This window comes from Paenibacillus sp. GCM10027629, assembly GCF_042676425.1.
GTDB classification, from domain to species: domain Bacteria; phylum Bacillota; class Bacilli; order Paenibacillales; family Paenibacillaceae; genus Paenibacillus_K; species Paenibacillus_K terrigena.
In genome coordinates this window covers 487,539-506,049 of the sequence record NZ_JBHTGZ010000005.1, presented here as the reverse complement: position 1 = coordinate 506,049, position 18,511 = coordinate 487,539, and the positions used below count along the sequence as shown (strand labels likewise).

The window sequence follows — 18,511 nt, the reverse complement described above, 5'->3', positions numbered from 1 at the left end:
TCGGAAACATTTCAGGTCCTCACGTACTAAAAACGTACGCTCCGCTCCTCAGTCCCTAGCTTCATCCAACTAAAGCGTTTTAAAAAAACGCACATCGGAAGCAGTCTCGGTGCTTAAAACCGACCTTTTTGAACCACGTATCCATACTTTAGCCTTTCACAGCTCCCGCTGTCATCCCCGAAATGATATACTTCTGGCCCAGCACATAAACCGTCAGAATTGGAACCAAGTTGATCAGCATCGCTGCGGATACCAGATTCCATGAACTGATATACTGGCTGAAGTAATTATACATGGTCATGATCATTCCCCATTTGCTTGAAGAATTCAAAAAATAAAGGGGAAGCACAAAGTCATTCCAGCAGTTCAAAAAGTTAATAATCAGCGCTGTCACCGAAACAGGTTTCATAAGCGGGAAAATGACCCGGAAAAACAGACCGCTCCCTCCGCAGCCGTCAATCACCGCCGATTCATCCAGTTCTTTGGGGATTCCTCCGACAAAGCCGTAAAACAGGAATACGGTAAAGGGAATGAACGTCGCCGAATACAGCAGGATGATGCCTGTAAACGTATTAATCATATGAAGCATCTGCAGTACTTTCATGGTGGTAATATAGTTCATCGGCACAATTAAGCCTATGAGAAAAAGGATATATACATATCGATACAGTCTCGTTCGATTTCGGGTCATGACGAAGGCTGCCATCGAAGAAGTAATGATTGTAATCACCGATGTAACGGAAGAAATCAGCAAGCTGTTACCAAACGAGCTGAATATTTTCCCATCCTTGAACACAGTCATAAAGTTATCAAAGTGAAATGAGGTAGGCAGCTTTAAGCTCATCGCAGCCGATTCCGGCACATTTTTTACGGAGTTCAAAAGCAGCATAGCGATAGGAACAAGGATCACTAGACTTAAAATCCACATGCTAATCTCTTTCAAGCCGTTGATCGTCGCAGTTCTTCTAGTCATCTCTCACTCACCTCAGGTCGTGTAAATATTTTTACCAGGCCAATAGAAATGACCGCCAAGAACAAAAATAAAATGACGCCAAGCGCAGTCCCATATCCGTAGGTTCCTAACCCAAATTGGTTGAATATCGTTAAATTAATGACTTCAGAGGCCCTTCCCGGACCGCCGTTGGTTAAAGCAAAAATAACATCGAACACCTTTAAACCCGAGATCACATTCAGCATCATATTGATGGTGATGGAAGGGATTAAGAAAGGTATAGTGACTTTAATCAGTTTATTCCAATAATTAGCGCCATCTATATCAGCTGCTTCGTACATATCTTTAGGCACCATCTGTAAACCTGCCAGAAAAATGACCATATTGAAGCCCGACGCTTTCCAGATCTCAACGCCCATACTGGACCAGATCGCAAGCTTGGGATCGCCGATCCAGGACTGACTGAACGCGCCAAGGCCAATCGCTTCTAGAAGTCCATTTAGAATGCCGGTGTCCGGGTTATATATTTGTTGGAAAATAAGCCCTACAATTAAATTAGAAACCACGACGGGCATGAAGAAAATCGTTCTTAAATAATTTTTGGATTTCACGCCTTCATTCAGCATCAATGCCAGTCCTAATCCGATAACCGCTTTTAAAATCGATGTGACAATAGCAAACATAAGCGTGTTATAAATGAACCTAAAGTTCGACTTATCCGTAAAAACCTCTATGAAATTGTCCAGACCTATAAATTTCACTTGATCGCTCATGGCATTCCAGTTCGTCAGCGAATAATAGAATCCCATGAGATTGGGAACTAGAAATAATACAAAAAATAACAAAAATGCAGGAACGATAAATTTCCACGAATACAGTTTTGATGCATACATATGGGTTCCCCTCTCCGAAACTTATACCCACCATCCAAGCATAAACCCTACGGCGTCCTTTCAAGGACACAAAGCGTTTAAGCGAGAAATATAAGAGTAAATAAGTCATTAACAAAACTTATAATTCTTATATTTTGTACAAGCGAAGGATGCCCAGTTTCATAAGCCGGACATCTTCGCCTTTATCTATTTCATTACTTGGCTGTCGCACTAAACAATTTTGCTCGGTCTTTATCAATAGATTCCAATACTTGCTTAGGCGTTAATCCTCCCAGCATCATATCCTGAATGTATTTGCCGACTGTCGTATTGTCCCAATACAGCACGCCGTATTCCATATCCATTCCATCCCCGCCAGGTGCATTTTCAAGGAGCGATTTTCCGCTCGCTGTTGGCTTGGCCGGCACATCCGTGAAAGAAGGAGCAGGCTGAATATCCGGACGAGCTTCGTAATACTTCTTCAAATTATCAGGTCTAGCCAAGAAGTCAAAAAATGCTTTTACACTTTCCAGGTTCTTTGAATCTTTGTACGCTACACGCATGTTACCGCCGGCAGAATGTGAGAACACGTTATTTCCCGCCATAGGGATCGGGAACATTCTCCAATCATTTGCGCCCGAGTCCGCAAATTTACCAGCTACCTCATTCTGATAAGAAGTATAGCCCAGGAATGTAGCCGCCTGCTCTTTACCCATCGCTTCATAGCCGGAATCCCACGTGTTCGATATCGGATTTTTACCAAAATAACCTTTGTCATACATCTCTTTAAATTGAGTCAGGAAAGTTTCAAATTCCTTAACATCTGCATACTTGATCTGATTCGAATTTAATTTCTCATACAGACCAGGATTGTTTTTCTCGGCGATCGGTCCCATTTGCGATAACCAAATGCCCCAATGCCAAGCTTCTTTACCTACTTCATAGACAGGCGTAATGTTATTTGCCTTCAATGTATCCAACGTTTTCGTAAATTCATCGAATGTTTTAGGCACTGTCAAATTATTTTTTTCAAATATTTTCGTGTTGTAGAGCATTCCCCATCCGTCTACGGACCAGGTCATGAAGCCCATGACCTTGCCGTCGATGGTGCTGCCCGCTTTGGCATATGGCACATAGCGAGATACCCACTTCTCATTCGACAAATCCGCGAAATATTTGTCCGGAAGGAACTTTTGGGCACCAACTCCAGCGCTAACCATGAAAATATCCGGTGCTTCACCCGATGCAAGCTTCGTTTTGAGAACATTCGCATACTGATCATCTGGAATGACTTGCATGTCCACTTTTATTCCCGTTTCCTGTGTAAATGCTTCATTAAGTTCTGAATCGATTTTGGAGCCCTTGTTCAACCAGTTTTGTGAACCTACGAACGTAATCGTAATATCTTTCTTAGGAGCATCTTGAGTAGTCTGTTCTTTCTTGTCTTCCCCGGTTGGCTGATCCTTTTGCGCGGAACACCCTATTAATCCGGAAATACTGAGGAGTGCCACGAGGGTTACAGTGAATAATTTAAGCGGTTTCAAACGGTGCATTTACAAACCTCCCTTTATTTATTATTGTGTTGTTGTACGGTACATTCTTATTATTAATCATGGATAGCGTGAAAGGGAATGAAGAATAGTGACTGCATGATGTGGATAAAATTGACCACTGCGTTTGCATGATGGGAGGATTAGACGAATGAATCGAATCAAAACGGTGCAAGCCAAGCTGTTTTTGGTATATGCTGGCCTTATTACATTCATCATCGTCATTTTTTCGGCTTCTTTTTATTTGTATGTTTCCCGAACGTTAGAGCAAAAAGCTTCGGAATCCATTCATCAGCTGTCCCTGAACATCTCCGATAAATTTGATGCTGAGCTTCGCAGCATGGATGCGATTGCCGGGCGAATCATTACATCCGACAATCTACGAACCTATTTTTTTGAAAACGCAGATAATCCCTCTAAAGAGCTCTATAACAGAAGGAATCTCAATAATACCTTATTTTCAATTACCGGTTATCCGTTCCAGTTCTATCAAATTCATATCTTTAGCATAAATGGAAGATTCATAGAATTTGGCAAAAACTTCGATGTATTGCAGTTATCTCCCGAAACATTTATAACCAGAGCCTGGATTCATGACACACTGGTTGAGGATGGACGCAGGGCCATCATTCCTCCGCGCAAGAACGATTGGGATCATACGAACACGACGGTCTTGTCCCTCAGCAGGGCCTTTACCGAGGTTTTGGGCGAACCGCTTGACAGCATTGTAGAGGTTCAGCAGGACTACCGCATTTTCGAAAATATTGTCAACCGGTCGATTGCGATTCCTGGGGAAGAAACTCCTCCTTCGACCAAGGTATATGTGTATGACAAGCATGGCGCTTTGATGTATCCATTTGAAGATTCGCTGCTTCCAACCGAGACCCATTGGAAAGAGGTCAGCAAACTTGCAAATTCAAGCGGGATCTTGAAGCCTTCATCTCTATCAATGATTCACGACGCATCATCCACTCCATCTTCCGAAATTGTCGCTTACTCACGATCCGAATTCAGCGGCTTGACGGTGCTGCTCGTCGAATCTGAAACCGCTTTATTACAGCCGATACAAGCATTTCGCAATCAAATCATTCTGATTGGCATTGTCGCACTACTGCTTACGATGATGTTGACCTATTATGTGTCGAGAGGACTGACGACTCCCCTCAAAGCCATTCGAAAATCGATTGCTAGCTTGAATCTGCAGACGCTCCCGCCCCAAAGAATCCCGGACACTCCCTCTCATCTGAATGAGCTTGAGGAGCTAAAATCGGCTTTTGTACAGATGTGCGATAGACTCGAAACGTCATTGCAGGAAGCCGTAGAGGCGAGATCCCAGGAGATTAAGGCGCGAATGCTGGCCCTGCAGGCTCAGATGAATCCGCATTTTCTATATAATACGCTGACCGTCATCAGCATCAAAGCAGACAACAATCACCAACAGGAAATTGTAAAGATGTGCAGCGATCTTTCCGGCATGCTAAGATACATTGCGGTTGAGGGATCGGCTCCTGTCACGATTGCGCAGGAAATGGACTATACCAGGAAGTACCTGGACTTAATGAAGACCCGCCATTCCAATCATTTTACCTGCAGCATCGATGTCCCCATGGAGATGAATCGGATCCGCGTTCCAAGGCTCATCATCCAACCCCTTGTTGAAAACTGTTTTAAACATGCTTTTAACAAGAGACCCCCTTGGCACATTCAAATTGAAGGGAAAATGAGTGATGTCGGGTGGGAGATCGTAATTACGGATAACGGGATCGGCTTTGATGAACAGATGTTAACGGATATTGCTGCAAAAATTGAACATTTTGAACAACCCAAGGAAGACCATGACCCTCATATCGGACTATTGAACATAAATCATCGATTAAAGTTATTTTATAATGACCAAGCCGTCTTTCAATTATCGACTACTTCCGAAGGTGCAATGGTACGGATTGGAGGACCCTGTTCAGAGGAGGATGTCAATGCCGAGAGATCACACATTCAAAGTCTTGATTGCTGAAGACGAACCGATTATTCTGGAGCACATTGCGGAAAAAATAGAACAGATCGACCCCAGCTTCCAAGTCATTGCCACCGCAATGAACGGGGAAGACGCGCTGGAGCTTGTGAAAACCTATCAACCGGATGTCCTATTTACCGATGTGAAAATGCCGCTGATGGATGGGATCGAATTAACGCGTCAGGTGAAAAAGCTTTTTCCAGAAGTCCATATCGTTATACTGAGCGGCTTCGACAATTTCAGCTTTGCGCAGCAGGCACTAAAGCTTGGTGTATTTGATTATCTTCTGAAACCGATGACCGGAGAAAGCCTGCAGGACACACTCGATGAGATCAAGATCAAACTCGAACAGCGCAACATGATCCAAGAAAGGAATATCATTACGCAAGATTTAAACGGACTTGGGCCGAGTCTATCTGTTCCCTCTACCTTAGAAAACAGCAAATTAATGCTGTATCTCATCTGTCTTGGCAATCTGAACAGGCACGCCATGAATGAAATAGACGTGCATCACATCAACAGGATCTGGGACATGGTGGAGTGGACAAAGTTCATCAATGAGCATCTGGCATCTGCAGCAAAATGGTGGGTCATCGATGATAAAAGCTGTAATGTCAAGTTTCTCATCATGACATGGAACCCTCATGAAGCGACGACGAATAGGACCATTGAGATTCAAAATGGGATTACCGCCTTTATTCAGTATGGGATTCCTGTCACCCTCTGCACACACAATGAGCCTGTCCGTTTTAGCGATTTATGGGAAACTGCCCAGGAACTTCGAAAATCGCTCAATAAAGGTCTAATTCCCTGTCAATCATCGATCATTTTAACTCACGACACAGAGCCACTGCAGAGACGGATCAGCCATTTAGATCCGGTTACCACAAGCACAATGGAAAGGTTTGTTGAACAAAGAAAATTTGATCCGCTTATCCAGGAGCTTTCACGTCTTTTTGAGGTATGGAAGCCACAAAAATTTACGCAGGATCTACTTGAGAGATCACTGATTCAGCTGGCCAGACTCCTATTCGAACCTCAGGATGATCAGCCTAAACAAACTATGGTTGCGATTGAATCAGGCATTTATCATATCGTCGCCGCTGCCAAGGATATCGATGAATTATATCAGGACGTTCTACGGCTGCTAATCCATCACTTGCCCACGCAAAGGAAGCTTGATTCGGCTGAGGAACTGTATACCATGCTGGAGGATTACATTCGTTTGAATTTTACCAAAGCCATTAATGTGGATCATTTGGCACATAAATTCCAATTTAACGCCTCCTATATCATTCGGGTATTCAAGAAATATAAAGGGATTCCTCCACTGCAGTATCTCATTTCACTGCGGATTCAAGAGGCCAAGCGATTGATCGAACACAACCCGGATATGGACTTCAAAGATATATCCGAAATTATCGGTTATACTGACCAGCATTATTTCAGCCGTGTATTCCGGAACTGGACCGGATTAAACCCTTCTGAATATTGGGATTCCATTCACAAGAAGGGGTAAATTCAACTAAGAAAAAAAACCTGAAGCTGCGCTCCAGGTCCTCTAAAATCATTGTATAAACCCATACGTTGGTGCATGTGGGAGGGATGGGTATGGGGTTCCAATCGTTGTTGTGCTCAAGTTCCTTGATTATATGAATCAAATGGATGGAACTTGAGCACAAAGGCGAACGCTTCCGCTTTTCCACCCCATACCCATGCCCTCTTTGGTTCTACTGTGAGTCTCCTTCTACTTCTTTTTAATATTGAACATCGGAGATCCTATACTTGCCCCCATCCACTCCTTTGTAAAAATTCGGATACATCCATTACCACTTGCAATGATATTCTTCCTTCACCCTACAATTTAAGCATATATACTTCACTATTTTATGAACTCTATACTGTCGGAAAGGTGCTTCTCTCTTTGCGATCAAAGAGGGAGCACCTTTTCCTTGTTCAGATCGAGTTGCTATGTGTGTTATTTCAACAGCCTTGCATTGGCCCAATCCGCATGGTCGCTGTTGATCCCGTCTGCCGCATCGCTTACAGTAAGCATCAATTGGTTAACGCCTGCTACACTTACGTCGATGGATTGGGTCACACTTGTCGGATTCATCGTCTGGCTGTCAAATATTTTGCTGCCGTCTGCCCATACCTGAAATACGACCACCACCTAGTTGATCACCATGCGTGACACACCAAAAAAGCCAGTTAGATCAAGGTGCTGATCTAACTGGCTTCAGTTGAATACTATTTTGTAGACGTATACGTATCGAAGTCTTTAATCACTTCACGGGTACGACCCGCTTCAAAGATATTCTCAATCAAATTCAGCACACGGAGTACTTCGTGGTTCTTCACGATCGGTTCCACTGTACCTTGCACCACAGCTGCAAAGTTATCATAGAAGCTACTCGCATGCTCAAAGGCTGCTGGCAAGGTTGTTGTGATCGTTGCTTCCTCGGAAGGCGGAGCCATGGTTTTGGTCAGCCCCACACCGGCTTGGATCGGCTTCGGTTCCACTTTACCTACTTCATTGTTGCGAACAACAGCACGTCCTTTGAGCGACCAATCTTCGATGACGGCTGTTCCCTCCGTACCTTTCACATACCAGCGCGGAAGTGTAATGAAATTGGTCGTGCCCACTTCAACAATGGCCGTTACACCATTCTCGAATTCAAGGATGGCATCAAATCCGTCATCGACTTCATCGCCCAGAATAAAGCTGAGGCGACTCGATACGCTAGTAATTTTGCTATCAATCATGAATAAAAACTGATCTAGTAGATGAACGCCCCAATCAAGCAGCATCCCGCCACCATGCGCTTCCAGGTGGCGCCAGTCCCCAGGAATACCATTCGCACCATGTACTCTGGATTCAATCTGGAACAAATCACCGATCGTTCTCTTATCGTACATGGCTTTAATGATGCGGAAGTCCTCGTCCCAACGGCGATTCTGATGTACCATGAGTACGCGTCCCGTCTCTTCTGAAACCGCCATCATTTCTTCAAATTCTTTGGCATATATCGTGACAGGCTTCTCACAGATGACATGTTTGCCGTGCTTCATAGCCGCGATAGCCAGTTCTTTATGAACATCATTCGGCGTAGCGATCAGAATAACATCCACGGCCGCATCATTTAATACTTCTTCATAGCTTGCATACGCTGGATATCCATCCTGCTCTGAAGCCGCTTGACGCTCCGGCAGGACATCATATGTTCCTGTGACCTTCAGTCGCGGATTTCCAGCAATCAAATGTTTCGCATGGTAGCTTCCCATGCCGCCATACCCTACGATGACAATAGAAATGGTGTTTGAGCTCAAGATTTCCCCTTCTTCCTTTCGCTCTTAGCAGCGATATAATTTGAAAACTTCATACCTCTATCGTAAAGGATTAGAATCGCGGATAAAATGAATTATCTCTATAAAACATGAACTATCCTGTTATTTTATCGTTGAACTTCCTACCAGTCGAATCATAGCAAAAAGCCTGCTAGATCCTTGATCGATCTAACAGGCAGCGAAAACGCGTTCAAAATATAAAAAATTTATAAGTTTCACGGATAAACTGTTCTTATATTTCTCGCTTAAACGCTTCACGTCCTTTGGAAAGACGCCGAAGGCGTTTATGCTTGTCGACAATACTTATCTCTTAACGACAACGTATACTTAACGGATTGCTCCGTACCCTTCTCTTGATCTTCAATCATTTGCTCCAATAGTTCTTCAGGCGGATAGTAATATTCCAACGGTTTAATCAGGCTTAATGGATATGGGGGCTGCTCAACCTTAAACGCGCCTTCACCGACCTGCGATACTCCGCCTGTTCCGGACTCTCTTTTGAAAGAAACAGCATAAGGAAAACACATCTCCACATTAATGCGGGTTAAGGTCGATTGGTCAACAAGTATTTTGAAGCATGCTTCCGTATCAATATTGCCCGTTCCCACCGGAACACCACATACGCGGTAATCCTCGCCATCATGAATAATGATGTGGTCTTTAAAATGGGTCGTAAATGCATATGGCGCCAATGCCCTGACAGCCTCAACCGGATCTTCCCATGCCATCATCCCGTTGCCAATATCGCAGTGAGCGCCGACCCAAGGGCTGTTCACCTTCTTGATAATTTGAATGACTTCATCCGCAAGTTCTTCCTCGTGGTTCTCCACAGCCAGTCGAATTCTGTATTTCTTCAGCAGCGGGACAAGCTGTGCAATGTCTTGTGGAGCTCTTCTCAATTGATCCGGATCAAATCCGTCCGTGCACACGTAAGTCCGTATGACGTCGGCTCCTAATTGATGAGCAGCTTCAATCACTTGCATTAAATATCCCGGATCCGTCCCTCGCGTATCGATTTCAGCAAAAAATCCGTATTTCCTGATTTCGTTACTGACTTTCGCCAAATATTCGGGATCAAATGATTCCAGAACTCCCCATCCCGGCAGCCCCGGCCAAGGATTAATATTCAGCATGACCCCGTCTAATCCTAGATCGGCTGTCTTGCGGATAAATTGAAAAACATCCATGCGGCCAGAAATGAACTGCAGATGATAGCTTTCCGTTTCCAACCCAATTTTCATGATCACGCCTCCTTATCCTGCCAAATTAATCCACCATTCTCCGTAACGATATCCCCGACTGAATCTATGATGAGATCCGCTAGTCCGCTCAGCTGGCTAGTTCCGCTGACACCGGAGAGAACACCGATCGCGAGTCCCGCCGAACCGTTTCTTGCAAATTGAAGATCGACAACCGTATCGCCGGCAACAGCCACTTCTTCAGCGCTGATATTCGCAATCTCGCAAAATGCTTGAATCATGCTTGGATTCGGCTTTTTCTCGAAATAATCCGATGTGCCGATAAAATCGAAATAACTTTGAATGCCGATCTTATCCAAAAAGAACTTCGTAGAATCTCTATCATCCGCTGTTGCGATGCCTATTTTCATACCATGCCGGCGGAGCTGCACAAGTAAACCCGGCAAATCGGCTGTCGGCTTTAGATTGTCCCGGTTGGCTTTGATTAAGCTGAAAAGCTCATCTGTCATCCAATCTAACAGCCCATTCAGCTTCTCCTGACTCACATCCACGTTTATAAGCACCTTAACAAACGCGCCGTACATATCCTGTGTCGTGCCGCTGGCCAGAAATCCACGGGGATCGACTTCATTTTCATGAAGACCGATCGAAAAGAGCAAATCATTTTTCAGCTCAGGGCAATGGGTGATTTCTAGCTTTTCAATCAAACGATCCACTAGCTGCGTGGCCACCAAGACCCAACTGGAGTAAAAATCCATTAATGTTCCGTCTTTATCAAATAAAATCCCTTTAATCTGTTTCACTTGATTGTCTCCTCATCCGTCGTAATCCATTCAACATTCTCCAAGGAAGGGTTCCACGATTGCGGCGCTTGTTGGTCGCACACGATAACGTTTATCTGGTCAAGCTGCGCGAATTTGCACAATGCTTCTGCACCGATCTTGAAATGATCCGCAAGGATAATTTTCTCCTTTGCGACCTGAATCATCTTGGCCGATATCGACGATTCTTCTAGCGAATATTCCATAACACCTGCAAGCGAGAGGCCTCCCGGCGAAATAAAAGCTTTATTGACACAAAACAGATCCAGCATTTTTTCACAAACAGATCCTCTGGTCGAATACTGTTCCTCATTCAATTCCCCACCTAATAAAATCACTTTTCCGTGAAATAAACCTTGATTTAATGAGTCCATGAGCGTATGTGATGTAGGTACGGAATTGGTTAGAATCGTTACTCGATTGACGCCGCGGAGCGCATGAGCCATCTCCAGGATCGTTGTCCCTCCCCCCATAACGATGGTGTCTCCGTCTCTGACCAGTTGAACGGCTTTCTGGGCTATCTTCTTCTTGTCTTCCTGACTGACACTTTTCCGCTGATAGAACGGGGGTTCTCCCAACTGATAATTGATTTTGACGGCGCCGCCATGTACACGCCTAAGCAATCCTTCCTTCTCCAGCATATCAAGGTCACGTCTGATCGTTTCCATGGATACGTCAATGAGCTTAGCTAATTCCGCTGCGTTCACTTTCCCGTAAGCCTGCAATCGATCAAGAATTAAGTTTTTACGTTCTATCGACAGAACCGACATATCAATCACCTTCTATTCTAGTAAGTTACATTCATCTTCCGAGAGCCATACCTTAATGAACAATCCCTCATCCAAAGCGCTTTTTTGAGGTACATTCAGTTCGTCCACCCATAAGGTTATATCCTGTGCCTGGATCGTGTAACGCCGTACATTGCCGCGGATGGTCATATTGCGGATGATCCCTGAGATCCACATGCCGGACTTCTGCTGCTCGGATAACGAGTCATGCGGATGCAGTTCCATAACCTCCGGTCGAATGGCATAGTTGCCCGATTTGAAAGAATGTCCCGTCATACAGTTAAGTTCCTGACTCGTAAATACGTTATAGCTGCCTATAAACCTAGCGACGAACTCATTCTTCGGCGATGCGTAAATGTCTTCCGGCTTGCCCTGACGAACAATTTCCCCGCCATTCATAATAAAAATGCGGTCGGAAATCGTCATCGCTTCTTCCTGGTCATGCGTAACGAAAATCATCGTCATTTTCAATTCCCGCTGAATGTTTCGCAGTTCGATTTGCAGGCTTTTCCTGATTTTGGCATCCAGCGCGCTTAGCGGCTCATCCAAAAGCAGAATATCCGGTTCTGTAACAAGCGCTCTCGCAAGCGCTACACGTTGCTGTTGACCGCCGGACAATTGGTGCGGATAGGAAGATGCTTTATCGGACATATGGATTAACTCGATCATATGTTTTACCTTGTCGGTAATCTCTTTTCGAGGCCATTTTCGCATTTTAAGACCGAAGGCAATGTTATCGAAGACGGTCATATTAGGGAACAACGCATAAGATTGAAAAACCATGCCCACATTTCTAAATTGCGGTGGGAGGTGGGAAATATCGTTCCCGTTAACGTTGATCGTCCCGCCGTCCAGCTTTTCCAGACCGGCGATGGAACGGAGCAGCGTACTCTTCCCGCAGCCGCTTGGTCCAAGCAGGGTAACCAATTCACCTTTTTCAATCTGTAGAGATACTTGCTTCAGTACGGTAGAATCTGCATATTGCTTAAACGCCTGATCGATTTGGACGTAGCTCATGATATCTTCTCCTTGATTTCTTCTGTCTTCCCAAAACGCCTACCTAATCTCAGCATCATCCAAGAAATCGCCGCCACTGTAAGGAAGTACGTAATCACAATACTGCTAGCTAAGTGGCCGTTTTCATTCAAACGTCTCATTAAATAAACTTGAATCGTTTCATAGTATCCACCGATTAGAAAATTGGCTAGAACGAATTCACCGATCAGGATCGAGAACGATAATAGAGCGGATAATAGAATACCAGTTACCATGTTAGGCATGATGACGAATGCAAAACCCTTGATTTTGCTCGCGCCAAGCACCTCAGCGGCTTCCATTAGCCTTTTCGCGTCAATCGTCCGCAGATTGTTTCGGATACCTTGATACATATAAGGAAGAACCAGTACATAATACGCTCCGATTAAGATCCAAATCGTCCCGGACAAGACGATCGGCCCGCTAGAGTACACCTTGATCAACCCTACGGCAGCAACCACACCGGGGACGGCGAAGGGGATCATCACAAGCGCCTGCAGGACTCGTTCCATTTTAGGCAAATACATGAATACGACAAAAGTGGCGGTCGCCATCGTAACTACACTTAAAACAAGGGTTATACCAGAGATGAGAAGCGTTCGCCCGACTGCTTGTAAAAATCGTGGATCCGTGTACAAATTCTCATACGCACTGAACGTATACGATACCGGCAGAATCGTGTTATGCCATTCTTTGGCAATTGAATACAAGAACGTTGCCGCTAGCGGCAAGAAGAGATATAGAAAGACCACCGAAATGATAATGATATGCACCCATTTTTTCTTCATCGCAAGTCTCTCCTGAATCGCCGCATCATTCGTTCATTACACCACATCGCGACAACCATCATCGTTCCTAAAATTACGGCGAGCGCGCTGCCCAATTGAGGTCTTGTGACAACATCCCCCGCTACGAGCGCGCCGATGCGGATGGGCAGCAAATTATAGCTGCCCCCTACTAACGCATAAGCTGTTGCATAGGCGCCCATGGCATTGGCAAGTAGAATACTGAATGTACCGACTATGCTGGGAATCATGACAGGGAGTCCGATTCGCAACCAAAATTGAAAAGCCGATGCTCCGAGCAACGAAGCGGATTCACGCCAATGTTTATGAATACCGGAATAGGCCGGGTATAGAAGCAAAATAGCTAAAGGCACCTGAAAATAAACATATACAGCCACCAACCCGCTCCAACTGTATAAATTGAATGAATCCATGATGTTCCATCCCCACTCTTTAAAGAGGAGCGTAAACACGCCGCTGTTACCGAGCAAAATAATAAAAGCAAAGGCTAGCGGCACGCCGGAAAAATTAGACGTTAAATTCGAGAAGGTCACCAGCATGGACTGGATCTTCGCAGGCATTCGCGTCATGGAATAAGAGGCGGCGATTGCGATCGCGATACCGATGCAGCTCGCATATACAGAAATGAGCAGGCTGTTCAGCATTCCTTTTGTATAATAAGGATTGGTTAAAGCCGTAATATACTGCTTGAACGTATATGTGACCCCATCATCAGCAAGAAAGCTGTCGCGGATCATAGCAGTCAGAGGTAGCAGCTCGAACCCGACGATCAGCAGAGCAAATGGAAGCAGCGCAATGACAGCGAACAGCGTGACTTTATGATTCATTCGGACAAACCTCACTTCTCGTTACTTAATGTTAACCAAAACTTGTTCTTCCCACATTTGCGGCAATTGCTTGGCTGTTTCATCCCATGATTTAAAATCCGTGATCGGCTTCGCATTTTTATACTGTTCGCTCGGAATCAGCTTCTTAGCGACATCTTCCGGCAATTTGACATTGCTGCGAATCGGACGAGCATAGCCTTTGGCCAGGTTGATCTGTCCTTCGTCACTCAAGATATATTCTCGGGCAAGCTTTGCGGCATTCGGATGTGGCGCATACTTGTTAAGGATGGTTGCATATCCGCCAATGACGCTGCCTTCCTTCATGATGTTAACGTCGAACCGGGTGGGATCAATTTGGTCTTTAAAGCCCAAAGATACAAAATCCCAAAGAATCGCAACTTGCACTTCCCCTTTTTCCAAATCGGCTTTGGTTACGTCTTTGGTGACCAATCTGTTCTGCTCGGCCAATTTCGCAAAAAAGTCCAATCCGGGCTGAATGTTGCCCTCATTACCCCCGTGCGCGATCGCCGCTGCCAGTACGCCCATCTGTGCTTGCGAAGACTTGGTAACATCCGGGATCTGAACTTTATAATCGCCTTTTGCGATGTCGTCCCATGTTTTTGGCGGATTTTTCACTTGCGTTTTATCGACAAGTACGGAGATTGTCCCTTGATAACCAACCAGCCAGTGGCCGTCCTTATCCTTCGCCCAATCCGGAATCTCGTTCCAGTAAGAAGTTTTATAAGGCATGGTCACACCCTTTTGCACGGCGATCGGACCGAATGCCATGCCTACATCCCCGATATCCGCCGTTGGGTTGTTTTTCTCAGCATCGAACTTGGCGATTTCCTCTGAACTTGTCAAATCCGTATCCGAATGCGTTAAACTGTATTTGGAAGTGATATTGCCCCACGTTTCTTTCCAGTTGGCCCAGTCATCAGGCATCCCGACACTGACAATTTTGCCTTCCTGCTTAGCCAGCTTTTGAATCTCTTCCAGAGTCTGTTCTTTGGCCGGAGTGTTGGTGGTCGATGGAGCGGATTGTTGAGGCGTACCGCACGCCGAGATGCTCAAAGCCATCAAGCTGATCATTAAGGCAGACTTCAATGAAAGATGTTTTTTCACAATGAATTCCTCCGTATTTTGGTTATTTGTGTGTTTAAGTTGTTTTTAAGGACAATTTGATTGTAGAATCGCAATGTTTTCAACAAATCAACTGAACGTAAATATTTTGTAAAGAAAAAAAGATTACTTTCCCCCATTTCTTCTCATCATGGGAAAAGTAATCTTTAACACGTGAAAACAGTATGTTCCTATTTGATGCCAACAAAAAGGACAGGCCGAATGCAATCATTCGTCTGTCCTCTGCAGCTCTGGGTATGGAGTAGATACCTACATTTTTTGTTGAGTTCTATAACGAACGAATAGCATGACTCCAAGGATTAACAACAACATACCTACAACCTCAAGGATCACTCCTGCAGATGATTCTCCCGTTTTAGGAAGAAGAGATTCCACCTTATCATCACCTTTACTAGGTGTAGAACCATCCTTTGTTGTATCTGTAGGTTTGGAATTCTTAATCTTTGTATTGGTAATGTCATAACCGTGTACTTCGGATTTGTACCCTGCTACAGGTTGTTCTTTTACTTCGTACAAATATTCGTTGCCATCATCATCATACGTTGCCAATTCTGCAAACGTATAATTCCAACCATTTGCTGCTGTTACTTCTTGGGTTAGGATCACAGTACCGTTTTGTAATAAGTCTACGATGATCATGCTTGGACGGTCAGACGTCTTATCACCCTTCCACGTTTTCGTTCCTTCGACAGTTGTTGAACCACCTGGAATTGGTGGAAGTGGATTTACTGGATCCTTTACTTTTGTATTCGTAATGTCATAACCGTGTACTTCGGATGTATATCCATCCACTGGTTGTTCTTTCACTTTATATATATACGCTTTGCCATTTGCATCATTTGCTGCTACATCCGTAAATGTATATCTCCAACCGTTGGCTGCTGTTACTTCTTGGGTCCGGATCACAGTACCGTTTTGTAGCAGGTCGACTTTGATGCTGCTTGGACGATCTGTTGTATTGTCGTCTTTCCACGTTTTGGTTCCTGCTACTTTGGTTTTAACAACCGAAGGTGGATTTACTGGATCTGTAGTTGAACCTCCTGGGTTTGTAGGTGTACCACCATCTGTAGGAGGAACTACTGGATCCTTCACTTTTGTATTCGTGATGTCATAACCGTGTACTTCGGATGTATATCCTGCTACCGGCTGTTCTTTCACGCTATACGTATATGCTTTACCGTCTGCATCATAGGCTGCTAGCTTGTCAAATGTATACTTCCAACCGTTGGATGCTGTTACATCTTGGGTCTGGATGACTTGATTGTTTTGCAGTAAGTCTACTTTGATGCTGCTTGGACGATCTGCCGCATTGTCATCTTTCCACGTTTTTGTTCCTTCTACGGTAGTTGTCTGCATCACTTTTGTATTCGTGATGTCATAACCGTGTACTTCGGATGTATATCCTGCTACTGGTTGTTCTTTCACGGTATACGTATATGCTTTGCCATCAGCATCATTTACTGCCAAATTCGCAAATGTATATTTCCAACCGTTGGATGCTGTTACATCTTGCGTTTGGATCACAGTATCGTTTTGTAGTAAGTCTACTCTAATGGCGCTTGGACGATCTGCCGCATTGTCATCTTTCCACGTTTTTGTTCCTTCTACGGTAGTTGTTTGCACCACTTTTGTATTCGTAATGTCATAACCGTTCACTTCAGATATATATCCTGCTACCGGTTGTTCTTTGACAGTATACGTATAAGCATTTCCATCAGCATCATACGCAGGTACATCTGTAAATGTATATTTCCAATCATTTGTTGCTGTTAAGTCTTGTGTTTTGATAACTTGACCATTTTGTAGTAACTCTACTTGAATGGTGCTTGGACGTTCTGTCGCATTGTTATCATTCCATGTTTTTGTTCCTGAGATGGATGTCGTCTTCACTTTATTCGGAATCATCAGCTTAACGCCTTTTTCAGCACTCGCATCAATCGTAAAGCTTACTTTGGCTTGAGGATCGAAATCCAGATAGTCTGGAGCTGCAATCTCTTGTACATAGTAATTTCCTACATCTAAAGCAGGAGCTTCAACCATACCTTGATCATCCGTTGTATAGGTATCTCCAATTTGTTCACCTGACTCTTTGTACAACTTAAACGAGACATTTGGGATGACTTTCTCTTTATTCCCTTCAATGTGCTTAACGATTCTTAAAGTTCCTTTAGGTGGTAAATCACCCTGAGCATCCCCGCCAAATGTTATATTTTTGACTGTGGCACTATCCGACTCGGAAACCGGGTCTTTGTACAGAATTTGGTAATCAAGCTCGTAATTATTTTTCAAAAATTCTTGGCTCTTTCCGCTTTCCGTTATAGTACTTGTATAATAAACGGTAAAAGACCTGGCACTTCCCATATTCCAGTTAATCACGACTTTAAATGAAAGACCGTCGTCATTAAACTGAATAACTCCATAACGTTGCTTTTGAAATTCTTCAATGGATAAAGACTCTCTGTTATCAACTGTTATCCGAAAACTATCTTTATTAAGAGTTTGACCTTCCTGCAAACGATCAGACACAACAATATCGCGACTTAAATATTCTTTGTTTAAGTTTATATTTAGGAACCAACGCACTTGATCGGCCTTATCCGGCTGGATATCACCAGCTTTGTAGAAAAATGGCTTAGAACCAGAACCGCCACTAGTTGGACCGGTAATCGTTACAGTTTGCTTATCTAAATTTGTACCTAAACTTGTTTCAACATCTTTCTTTTGATCCGTTGCTACATTCGTAGCTCGAACTGTAAAATAAAATTGCCCTCTAATATTTCGAAGTTTCTCAACCGTATCTGTAAATGTACATACCACATTCGTTGTCGTTATTTGACAAGTACCAAAATTAGTTCCTGCTTCATTTTCTAATGGAATCGTTCCACTAAATCCTACTAATTCCGGAGGTAACGTTAATGTTAACGTGTCCCCAGTCTTCATTTGATTTCCAGATTTATCACTAAAATTTACATTGATTCGAGTCTGTTCCCCGTAATTTAGTGTTGTTTTGTCAATCGTAAAACTATCAACGAATCCAGTTGTATTTAACTCCTGTGCATTTGCGATCATGGGTACAAAGCTCTGACCTATAGTAAACATAAAAGTCATAAAGATTACCAACATTGAAAATGCTTTTCTTGACTGTCTAATCATATGATT

The 18,511-nt window shown here is 43.9% G+C and carries 15 protein-coding genes; 2 read left to right on the top strand and 13 right to left on the bottom strand.

The window, feature by feature from the left end:
- Positions 1-148: 148 nt before the first annotated feature.
- From ACFQZR_RS08250 to ACFQZR_RS08240, 3 genes are all read right to left on the bottom strand, one after another.
- Positions 149-973: a carbohydrate ABC transporter permease gene (locus ACFQZR_RS08250; protein WP_379344698.1), complete on the bottom strand. Its 825-nt coding sequence runs from the start codon at positions 971-973 to the stop codon at positions 149-151.
- Complete coding sequence (locus ACFQZR_RS08245) at positions 970-1,845, bottom strand: carbohydrate ABC transporter permease (RefSeq protein ID WP_379344696.1); 876 nt, start codon at positions 1,843-1,845, stop codon at positions 970-972. Before ACFQZR_RS08245 ends, ACFQZR_RS08250 begins: the two co-directional genes overlap by 4 nt.
- A gap of 194 nt (positions 1,846-2,039) precedes the next feature.
- Complete coding sequence (locus tag ACFQZR_RS08240; protein WP_379344694.1) at positions 2,040-3,377, bottom strand: ABC transporter substrate-binding protein; 1,338 nt, start codon at positions 3,375-3,377, stop codon at positions 2,040-2,042.
- A 148-nt stretch (positions 3,378-3,525) separates the two neighbouring features.
- Between ACFQZR_RS08240 and ACFQZR_RS08235 the strand changes: the two genes are divergently transcribed.
- Together ACFQZR_RS08235 and ACFQZR_RS08230 are read left to right on the top strand one after the other, a co-directional pair.
- Positions 3,526-5,385: a sensor histidine kinase gene (locus ACFQZR_RS08235; RefSeq protein WP_379344691.1), complete on the top strand. Its 1,860-nt coding sequence runs from the start codon at positions 3,526-3,528 to the stop codon at positions 5,383-5,385.
- Positions 5,348-6,904: a response regulator transcription factor gene (locus ACFQZR_RS08230; RefSeq protein WP_379344689.1), complete on the top strand. Its 1,557-nt coding sequence runs from the start codon at positions 5,348-5,350 to the stop codon at positions 6,902-6,904. The genes ACFQZR_RS08235 and ACFQZR_RS08230 overlap by 38 nt, the downstream gene beginning before the upstream one ends.
- Before the next feature lie 459 nt (positions 6,905-7,363).
- Here the strand turns inward: ACFQZR_RS08230 and ACFQZR_RS08225 are convergent, their stop codons facing one another.
- The 10 genes from ACFQZR_RS08225 to ACFQZR_RS08180 all read right to left on the bottom strand — a co-directional run bounded on the left by ACFQZR_RS08225 (position 7,364) and on the right by ACFQZR_RS08180 (position 18,505).
- A complete protein-coding gene (locus ACFQZR_RS08225; RefSeq protein WP_379344687.1) occupies positions 7,364-7,558 on the bottom strand; it encodes an NPCBM/NEW2 domain-containing protein in 195 nt (64 codons plus the stop codon).
- 77 nt (positions 7,559-7,635) lie between these two features.
- Positions 7,636-8,715: a Gfo/Idh/MocA family protein gene (locus ACFQZR_RS08220; protein ID WP_379344685.1), complete on the bottom strand. Its 1,080-nt coding sequence runs from the start codon at positions 8,713-8,715 to the stop codon at positions 7,636-7,638.
- Between the two features lie 302 nt (positions 8,716-9,017).
- On the bottom strand, positions 9,018-9,974 hold the full coding sequence (locus ACFQZR_RS08215) for a sugar phosphate isomerase/epimerase family protein (protein WP_379344683.1): 957 nt from the start codon (positions 9,972-9,974) through the stop codon (positions 9,018-9,020).
- A 2-nt stretch (positions 9,975-9,976) separates the two neighbouring features.
- The gene (locus ACFQZR_RS08210) at positions 9,977-10,735 is read right to left on the bottom strand and encodes an HAD family hydrolase (protein WP_379344681.1); all 759 of its coding nucleotides are present in this window, start codon (positions 10,733-10,735) and stop codon (positions 9,977-9,979) included.
- Positions 10,732-11,523, bottom strand: a complete 792-nt coding sequence (locus ACFQZR_RS08205; protein ID WP_379344679.1) for a DeoR/GlpR family DNA-binding transcription regulator — start codon at positions 11,521-11,523, stop codon at positions 10,732-10,734. Before ACFQZR_RS08205 ends, ACFQZR_RS08210 begins: the two co-directional genes overlap by 4 nt.
- A gap of 12 nt (positions 11,524-11,535) precedes the next feature.
- A complete protein-coding gene (locus ACFQZR_RS08200) occupies positions 11,536-12,558 on the bottom strand; it encodes an ABC transporter ATP-binding protein (RefSeq protein ID WP_379344677.1) in 1,023 nt (340 codons plus the stop codon).
- Positions 12,555-13,364: an ABC transporter permease gene (locus ACFQZR_RS08195; protein WP_379344675.1), complete on the bottom strand. Its 810-nt coding sequence runs from the start codon at positions 13,362-13,364 to the stop codon at positions 12,555-12,557. Before ACFQZR_RS08195 ends, ACFQZR_RS08200 begins: the two co-directional genes overlap by 4 nt.
- A complete protein-coding gene (locus ACFQZR_RS08190; protein WP_379344673.1) occupies positions 13,361-14,209 on the bottom strand; it encodes an ABC transporter permease in 849 nt (282 codons plus the stop codon). The genes ACFQZR_RS08195 and ACFQZR_RS08190 overlap by 4 nt, the downstream gene beginning before the upstream one ends.
- A gap of 21 nt (positions 14,210-14,230) precedes the next feature.
- Positions 14,231-15,334 carry an ABC transporter substrate-binding protein gene (locus tag ACFQZR_RS08185; protein ID WP_379344671.1) on the bottom strand — a complete coding sequence of 368 codons (1,104 nt, stop codon included), beginning with the start codon at positions 15,332-15,334 and terminating at the stop codon, positions 14,231-14,233.
- Between the two features lie 267 nt (positions 15,335-15,601).
- Positions 15,602-18,505, bottom strand: a complete 2,904-nt coding sequence (locus ACFQZR_RS08180) for a Cna B-type domain-containing protein (protein WP_379344669.1) — start codon at positions 18,503-18,505, stop codon at positions 15,602-15,604.
- Positions 18,506-18,511: the final 6 nt, after the last annotated feature.